We start from the raw sequence: 1462 nt of genomic DNA, 5'->3' as shown, positions 1-1462 counted from the left end.
CGGCGACGGCGAGCCACTCCACCGCTGCGAGCGGACCCCGCACCCCGGCCCGGGTTCCGGAGGCCAGCAGGAATGTCGCCCCTTCGGCGGTGCGCTCGACGCGATGTGCGATCCGGCCGGGGAACGCCAGCGCGATCACGAGCCCGACTCCGTCGAGGTCCGACCGGACACCCGGCGCGCCCCGGACCATGCGTTCGAGGCGGTTCGCATCGTCGCGCCATCGGCGGGCCTCCGGGCTCCGACCGCCGCGCAGCGCGATGAGGGCCTGCGCGATGTCGGCATCCGAGACGCGCAGCTCGCCGCTCACCAGCGCGACGACCTCGGCCGCGAGTCGGCTTCCGACGCCCGGGCTGCCGTCGCGAAGCGCTCGGGCGAGACGAGGATCGGTCGGGATCCGTGCGAGGACGCGGCCCTCCGCGGTGGCGCGACCGTCGTCATCGATCGCGCCGAGCCCCCGAAGCACCGCGATCGCATCGGCCAGGTTCTCGGCCGGCAGCGGGTCGATCATCCGCAGTCCGATGCCGCCCGGGGCACCCCAGCAGGCGAGAAGCAGCGCGGCGTCCGCGAGGTCGATCACCGCGATCTCGGGCACGGGACGGGCGGGCGCCGCCGCGTAGGTGCGTTCGTCGACGCAGCGGATGACCGTGCCGGGGCCCTGACGGGTGCCGCGCCCCGCGCGTTGCACGCACGATGAGCGCGATGCGGCGGTGGTGACGAGGCCCGTCATGCCGCGGCCGGCGTCGCGCTGCGGATGCCGCGACAGGCAGCTGTCCACGACGAGGCGCACCCCCGGCACGGTGAGCGAGGACTCCGCGAGCGATGTCGTGACGATGATGCGCGGACGGTCGGCCGGCGCGCGGCCGCGGATCACGGCATCCTGCTCGGCCGGCGGGATCTGGCCGTGCAGTTCCCGCACGTCGAAGGCATCGCTCGCAGCGCGGACGCGGCGGGCGATCTCCGACACCTCGCGGGCCCCTGGCGCGAAGACCAGCACGTCCGCCTTCGGGTCTTCGCGCACCAGGTCCCGGGCCCCGGCTGCCGTGACGGCCGCGATGTGGTCGAGGAATCCCCACGTGACTCCGCGCTCGTCGAGGCGTGGCACGGGGCTCGGAGCCCACTGCACGGTGAGGGGGAAGGCGGGGACATCGTGGTCGACGATCGGCGCGGGGGAGTCGTCCGTGCCGATGACGGCGGCGATGCGCGCCGCGTCGAGGGTGGCGGACATGGCGATCACCACCAGGTCATCCCGCAGCTCGCGCACCTCCGAGAGCAGCCCGATCAGGAGGTCGGTCTCGAGCGCGCGTTCGTGTACCTCGTCGAGGATCACGGCATCCACACCGTCGAGTCCCGGGTCATCGAGCATCCGTCGAAGCAGGACTCCGGCCGTGACGAACTCGACCTGCGTCTCGGGTCCTGCCGAGCGCTCGCCGCGGACGGTGAATCCCACGCGTGAACCGAGGGG

The 1462-nt window shown here is 73.8% G+C and carries 1 protein-coding gene; it reads right to left on the bottom strand.

The genetic code is table 11. The features are described 5' to 3' along the window. Window positions 1-1462: helicase-related protein (locus ACNPM4_RS18670; RefSeq protein ID WP_448986702.1), on the bottom strand; the 1462-nt coding region annotated here is incomplete at both ends.

The sequence above is a fragment of the Microbacterium umsixpiens genome (assembly GCF_053543675.1).
This window is presented reverse-complemented; position numbering and strand designations above follow the sequence as displayed.